The following is a 7,078-nucleotide window of genomic DNA, read 5'->3' as shown; positions in this document are numbered from 1 at the left end:
TGGCAAATTGAAATAACGGATGAAAGAGAACGGCTTGTTTGTACTAGCCGTTTAACCATGGCTGTAAAACAGGCGAAATACCCTCGTTCAACATGTCATGAGTCTTAGCGTATGGTTATTGAATTAAAAAGCGGAAAAATCATCGTGACAGCTCATGAAATTTTAATTCGTTTAGAAGGCGCGTCTCGTATTACTTTACATGCTGTTCGTGATGCGGTGAGTTTAATATCAGAGGCAAATATGGTTGTCGCGCACGGTAGTGAAACTAAATGGTCGATTAAACTCGATAATGCCCAACAACTACAAACCCTTGCTCAAGTTTTAGGGTGTGATATCGCTTAAATATCCTGATTCGTGACTTGCGAAAAGCATCATAAATAGGGAAACTGGAATAGTTTTTTATTATGGTAAGTTTCCCCTTTATGAGTAGTCCTCGATTGCGTGTTCAGTTTGAGACTCTTTTTGAACATTTTAATGGTCAAAATACAGAGACTCAGTTGGAAGACCTAACAGATATCCTCTTTTGTACTCGACGTAATGCCCGTATTGTTCTCAATAAAATGGAAGATGAAGGTTGGATAGAATGGCATCCGGCTGCCGGGCGCGGAAAATTATCACAACTGATTTTTAAACGAAGTAGAACCGATGTCAGTGAAAATTTAGCCCGTCGATATTTACAAGAAGGGAAAATTGGTCAAGCATTGTCGGTTCTTGATCAGGATGCGGCAAAATTAACCCAGGTGATCCAGAGTTATCTTGGTGTTCAACACCAAGAAGGGCGGCAAGTGGTGCGCCTTCCTTATTATCGACCACTGTCCATGCTCAATCCAACCAAACCGATGCGACGTTCAGAGCTTCACATTGTAAGACAAATCTACAGTGGGCTCACTCGTTTAGATGAAGAAGAACAATTACAAGCGGATTTAGCCCATCATTGGCAAGCGCTGAGTCCTTCACACTGGCGATTTTACTTACGTCCCGGTGTTCGTTTTCATAACGGTGAACCATTAACCACCGAAGGCGTGGTGCAGAGTTTATGGCAGCTTCGGTTCGTCAATTTATTTTCCCATATCGAGCAAGTGACATCACCTGAAGCTTGGGTGGTCGATGTGATACTCACCAAACCAGATTATCATTTGCCTTTATTACTTGCAGAATCTTGCGCCAAAATTTTATTACCGAAAGTGCTGCGCTCAGACGATTTTGATTTAATGCCAATAGGAACCGGGCCTTATAAAGTCATAATTAACGATGAAAAACGTTTAATACTACAAGCGTTTGATGGTTACTTTGGTTTTCGCCCTTTACTGGATCGGGTGGAAGTGTGGGTTATTGATGAAGTGCATTCAACGATGGTATTTCCAAGTTTGACACACCCGATAAAAAGTCAGCGAGGCTCTTTTACTGAAGATGTTGAGTTGGATCCCGGTTGTACCTATTTACTTCTGAATCGTCGTAAAGGTTTAGCCGCCAATATACACTGGGCGAATTATTTTCAAAAAAAACTGAATTCGTTGAATTTATTTCGCTTATTACCAGAGGAAAAAGTTATCGAATTGGGTGTTTTGCCCGCATATGGCTTAAAGCCAGGATGGTATCATCAAACCCCCAATAATAGCGCGATTTCACCACCAGAACAGCGTACAGTAACGATTGCGTATCATGCTAAACACCCGATGTTTCCAACTTTAGCAAAAGTCATTCAACAGATTTTAAAAACCGATAATATTGATGTGAATTTCATAAAATATGAGCTTACGGTTGAAGCCATTGATCAGGTCGATATTTGGATTAAAGCGATGGGGATAGCGAACCACCGAGACGATGCATTAGCTGGCTGGCTACTCAATTATTCTGATATAGAACATATGAGCCAAAGTGATGATTTTAACCAATGGTCTAAACTGGTTGATCAATGGCGGGCTCAAGAGGGAGAGAGCTTCCCTGCGAAAACACTGGGAAAATCATTAATTGAGAAACAACAGATTATCCCAATGTTTCACTGTTGGTTGGGCGTGAGCAAAGATCAATGTGGTTCATTACAAAACGCTAAATGTAATGCCTTAGGATGGTTTGATTTTAGCCAAGTCTGGGTAAAACCTGATATTCTTTCCGAATAACAGCAAAATATAATTAAAAATATCAACAAATTGGAGGCACTTATTGTCGTAGGCAATGGGTGATTCGATAGAAGTGAGGAGAGGCGTTTTGCAAAGTCCAATTACACTAGAAGCCTTACATATTCTTGATGCGATTGATCGGCGAGGAAGTTTTGCTGCGGCAGCCAATGAGCTAAATCGAGCGCCAAGCTCGTTAAGTTATCAAATTCAAAAATTGGAACAAGATCTTGATATTATGATCTTTGATCGTTCTGGTCATAAGGCAAACTTCACGGAAGCGGGAGTATTGATTCTTGAGCGAGGCAGAATGATGCTTGCCGCCGCAGAAAAATTGGTCAATGATGCGACGCTCTTGGCGCATGGGTGGGAGCTCGATATTACGTTGGCCTTTGATGGTCTTATTCCGATTACCCATTTTTTCCCTTTAGTTGAAGCGCTTGGCAACGTGAGTAAAACACGTATCCGCTTACAAGAAGAAATTTTGGCCGGTTGTTGGGAAGCGCTAGCAACGGATCGAGCGGATCTCCTTATTTGTCCCAAAATCGACGTGCTGCCTCACGATGTAAAGGCTGAGCCGCTTGGTAAAATGACGCTAGTTTGGGTCGCGGCTAATAAACACTACGTTCATAAGCGTCGAGGGGTATTTGATGATGCAGCACGGCAAAAATATCGAATTATAGCCATTGCTGATACAGCAAGAGAGCAGCCAGCCATAAGTGTCAATATTCTTGAAAAACAACCTCGTTTAACGGTGACTAATTTTAATGCTAAATGTCAGGCATTGATCGATGGGCTCGGGATTGGTACCTTGCCTTTAATGGTCGCTGAAGACTTGATTGCCAACGGACAACTAAAAATTATTGAAGGCAGTCAAGATAAGTGCATCGATATTATTTTGGCTTGGCGGCGGAATAAAATTGGTGAGGCAAAATCATGGTGTATACAGTATCTTAAAAAAAATTGGCCGAAAAATCATAGATAGTGTGCTTGTCTCGATGGAGCTTGAGTGCTATCAAGCTTGAGCGATATCCTCCCAACTTGAAGCTGTTCTGTAACTCTAAAGGTTTGGCGATATAAAAATACCGCTACCCAAACAACTGAAGGTTGCAGATAGGCGGCAAGGGAGTCCCCATGAGCATAGACAGACGATGCGATTGGGGTAAACCAATGCCAACACCGTTACCATTTCAAGTAGGAAGGGCATATCCACTCGAAAGCGGTAACACCATATTGGCTTCACCGTCTTCAAAATGAATGTCGATACTAAAGCCCATTTTTTGTGCCAAAGTGAGCATGCCTCGGTTACTTGGCATTGTCATTCCTGATAGTTGTAAGGTCTTTTTGCCTTTACAATAATCGATAATTTTTTTCATCAAAACGGTTCCTAACCCTTTACCTTTGAGATCGGAGCGGATCAGTATGGCAAATTCAGCATCACTATTTTCATGATTAATGAGCGCTCGTGAGACACCGATGATTTCAGGCTGGCCATGTTGGTGGCGAATGGCAACAAAGGCCATTTCTCGGTCGTAATCTATCTGGGTAAGGTTGGCGAGCGCTTCATGGTTAAACTCCCCAACATCAGAGAAAAAACGTTTATAGAGATCTTCTTTCGACACTCGTTGAATAAATTCAGCATGCAAAGGTTCGTCTTCCGGTAAAATGGGTCGTAAAATCACTTGCTCGCCATCCTTGTCTATAAACTCATCAATTAATTCAGAAGGATAAGGACGAATGGCTAATCGACTCTGTGCATCACCGCTAAAACGTTTAAGTGTGAGATCGGCGTCTAAAATAGTGAATTGATCACCATTAACCAGAACCGGATGAATATCGAGTTCGTAAACTTGTGGGCAATCAACCACGATTTGTGAAATTCGAACTAAAAACTCAGATAACCCATGAATATCAATAGGCGTTGGCTGTTTCTGCAAACGAATTTTCCCACTGCTGATCGCACGAATAATTAAGTAGCGAGCGAGTGTCATATTTAATGGAGGTAAAGCCGCTTCGGCATCAATGGATTCATCCCATTCTGAGCCACCTTGACCAAGTAATATGACTGGGCCAAATGTGGTATCGTGTTTGACTTTAATTCTCAGCTCTTCTCCTCCGGCTAACTTCGCCATCGCTTGCACAAGTAATCCGTGAATACGTGCTGAGGGATAGGATATCTGACTACGATCAAGAATCGCCTGTGCCGCATTAGCGACTTCACTGCTGTTGCGCAAATTAAGCATGACCCCTTGAACATCAGATTTATGGGCAATATCAGGCGAGCGTAACTTTACTGCAACCGGGTAACCAATCGTCTCGGCAATATGAACCGCTTCACTGGCATCAGAAGCCATCCAAGTTGGTAGTACAGCAAAGTGGAACCATTTAAAAAAAGCCCCAATTTGATGAGTATCAAGATGAATCGACGGTTGTTCGACTAAATGCTCTTCAATCCAATTTTTAGCGCTCGAAACTTCAGAAGAGTGTACCGCTTCAGCGGTACTGGGGGTTTCCATTAAATGTTTTTGATTTCGCCGGTACTCGACCAGATGCATGAAAGCCACAACGGCACTTTCAGGTGTACGGTATGTTGGAATACCAGCGTGAGTAAAAATTTGCCGCGCAGGTCGTGCGGTAAGCTCACCAGACCAATTGGTTAAAATATTAAATCGGCGTGCTCGAGGGTGATTTTTGAGCACCTCTACAATGGCTTGAGCCGTTTGTTGGGAATGAGCAATCGCAGAAGGAGAATGCATAATTAAAATAGCATCAACGTCATCACTCTCTAACACTATGTTTAATGCCGTAATATAACGTTGAGCATCAGCATCACCCACGATATCAATTGGGTTGCCGTGCGACCAACTAGGAGGGAGGTTCTGATTTAGCTCATTGTAGATATCAGGGCTCAATTTAGCCAATTGCCCACCTCTCTCAAGTAAGGCATCAATGGCCATAATAGCAGGCCCGCCGCCATTGGTTATAATGGCAAGTCGTTCCCCTCTTAATGGCACGGCATGAGTTAGGGTTTCAACTGCGGCAAAGAGTTCGTGAGTATTATTCACGCGTAACATCCCTGTGCGTCGAATTGCTGAATCATAAATGCTATCGAGTGTATTATCACCGCCAGTATGTCTTTGGGCGGCTTTTCGTCCAGCGGCCGTTCTTCCACCCTTTAAGACTAATATCCGTCGATTGCGTGACGCGGCACGCGCTGCCGATAAAAAACGGCGAGCATCTTTAATCGTATCAACGTAAAGCAAAATAGCATCAGTATGCCTGTCTGTGCTTAAGCAATCGAGCAGATCGGAAAAATCAATATCACTGGCATTACCGAGGGAAACAAAAGCAGAGAAGCCTATCTGTTTATCATTCGCCCAGTCTAAAATTGTGGTACACACCGCTGCCGATTGAGAAATAAAAGCAAGATTACCTTTAATCGCTGTCACTGGAGAAAAAGAACCATTGAAGTGGCACCAAGGAAGAATCAATCCTAGGCTATTAGGGCCAAGTATTCGCATGCCTGATCGTTTGGCTATATCGTTGCATTGCTGTTGTATTTCATGATCTTGGGCATCGTTGGCATACATATCCGCTGACAAAACGATGACATTAGATACGCCTTTCTCTGCCAATTGCTTGAACAGAGTGACATTCCGTGAAGCATGGGTACAAAGAATCGCGATATCAGGAATAACCGGAAGGGAATCGATAGTTTTATAAGCCAGAACGCCACAAACCGCAGGATAATAGGGGGTAACAGGCATGATTGCCCCCTCAAAACCACCTTGTAGTAAATTTTTCATCACGATATTTCCGGCCCGAAAAGTACGGACAGAAGCGCCAACCACCGCGACAGACTTTGGCGTGAGTAACTGACTCAAATTATTCATAATGCTTACACCTTAAGCGAGGGACACTCACTACTTTAGTGGGGAGATAAATCGTTCGAAAGTGCGCCAGATGGATCTATCCTAGTGAATTTTTCGTATCCCTGTTGGCGAATTTCACATGGATGTGATCATAACGATATAATATGAAAACAAGTTTGTGTCATAAATCACAGGATCACCCGAGATTATGCCAGAGGGTGCTTGATTCTGAGTCTCTCTATCGGCATGATTTACATTACTTTCTACTTAGAGTGTTATGAGTCCATGAAAAACGTTGCAATAGTCAGTTTGTCAGTCCTTCTCGCAGCCTGTGCCTCAGAGAGTTACATTACTGATGTCACTACTGAAAGTCATACAGAAGAGTTTGCGGTCGCGGAAGTACCAAAACCCGTGGTATCGGAACAAGGGACCGCTGAAGGTGTTTCTGAACAGAATGTTGAAATGAATGTCATCAAAATGGCGTCGGCAGAAGAGAAAAAAGTAGTCAAAATCAGTCCACAAACAGAGGCGAAACCAGCCGTTACTATCATTGCTCCAACAGATAAGCAAACTGCAATGAATCCTCGTTATGGGTTTACCATTCAAGTTGTAGCGGTGGGGTCACAAAATAAAGTGGACCAATTTGCCAACCAGCTCCCTAAAAGGGATCAACCAATTTGGGAAAATTATAAAGTCGTCAATGGTACCAAGTGGTATACCGTATTGTATGGAGATTATGCAAGCCGTTATGAGGCCGCTCAAGCGATTGAGACTCTTCCAGCAGAGTTTAAAGCGCTCAAACCATTTGTAAAAAGCCTTGATAGTATCAAAAATTCCGAATATCCAACGTTGAATAAACTGAATTAATCAGAAATATTGGTTTTCAACGGACTATCAACTCAGTGAAGAGGCTTTATCCGTCTCTTTACTGTTTATTCTCTAGGCAGTTAAACCGTGGACAAGGTAATTAATTTATCCCAATAGTGCACGTCTGTTTTTAATTGTCTATCATAGCGCAAGGTTACAAAACCAATTTGGTGTCATGGACAAATTTAATGATAAAAACAACGATCTTACTTCTGTGCGGCG

General features: G+C 42.7%; 5 protein-coding genes. 4 read left to right on the top strand and 1 reads right to left on the bottom strand.

Translation table 11 applies throughout. The features are described 5' to 3' along the window. Positions 1 to 111: 111 nt before the first annotated feature. The 3 genes from B7C60_RS08265 (at position 112) to B7C60_RS08255 (ending at position 3,102) form a co-directional block, all read left to right on the top strand. Positions 112 to 342 (top strand): DUF3389 family protein, encoded by a 231-nt coding sequence (locus B7C60_RS08265; protein ID WP_099611237.1) that lies wholly within the window; start codon positions 112 to 114, stop codon positions 340 to 342. 80 nt (positions 343 to 422) lie between these two features. Next, positions 423 to 2,120 carry an SgrR family transcriptional regulator gene (locus tag B7C60_RS08260; protein WP_099611236.1) on the top strand — a complete coding sequence of 566 codons (1,698 nt, stop codon included), beginning with the start codon at positions 423 to 425 and terminating at the stop codon, positions 2,118 to 2,120. A gap of 88 nt (positions 2,121 to 2,208) precedes the next feature. Beyond that, the gene (locus B7C60_RS08255; RefSeq protein ID WP_172953236.1) at positions 2,209 to 3,102 is read left to right on the top strand and encodes a LysR family transcriptional regulator; all 894 of its coding nucleotides are present in this window, start codon (positions 2,209 to 2,211) and stop codon (positions 3,100 to 3,102) included. A 205-nt stretch (positions 3,103 to 3,307) separates the two neighbouring features. Here the strand turns inward: B7C60_RS08255 and B7C60_RS08250 are convergent, their stop codons facing one another. Further along, entirely contained in the window at positions 3,308 to 6,010 is a 2,703-nt protein-coding gene (locus tag B7C60_RS08250; RefSeq protein WP_099611234.1) for a bifunctional acetate--CoA ligase family protein/GNAT family N-acetyltransferase, read from the bottom strand. A gap of 264 nt (positions 6,011 to 6,274) precedes the next feature. On the opposite strand from B7C60_RS08250, the gene B7C60_RS08245 reads away from it, so the two are divergent. Continuing rightward, a complete protein-coding gene (locus B7C60_RS08245) occupies positions 6,275 to 6,856 on the top strand; it encodes an SPOR domain-containing protein (RefSeq protein ID WP_099611233.1) in 582 nt (193 codons plus the stop codon). Positions 6,857 to 7,078: the final 222 nt, after the last annotated feature.

It is taken from the genome of Vibrio fujianensis (assembly GCF_002749895.1).
GTDB classification, from domain to species: Bacteria; Pseudomonadota; Gammaproteobacteria; order Enterobacterales; family Vibrionaceae; genus Vibrio; species Vibrio fujianensis.
Note: the sequence above shows the minus strand (reverse complement) of the source record. Positions and strands in the feature narration are given on the sequence as shown.

Coding starts and splice junctions, on each gene's coding strand:
- B7C60_RS08265 (WP_099611237.1), top strand. CDS start 112: ATGGTTATTGAATTAAAAAGCGGAAAAATCATCGTGACAGCTCATGAA.
- B7C60_RS08260 (WP_099611236.1), top strand. CDS start 423: ATGAGTAGTCCTCGATTGCGTGTTCAGTTTGAGACTCTTTTTGAACAT.
- B7C60_RS08250 (WP_099611234.1), bottom strand. CDS start 6,010: ATGAATAATTTGAGTCAGTTACTCACGCCAAAGTCTGTCGCGGTGGTT.
- B7C60_RS08245 (WP_099611233.1), top strand. CDS start 6,275: ATGAAAAACGTTGCAATAGTCAGTTTGTCAGTCCTTCTCGCAGCCTGT.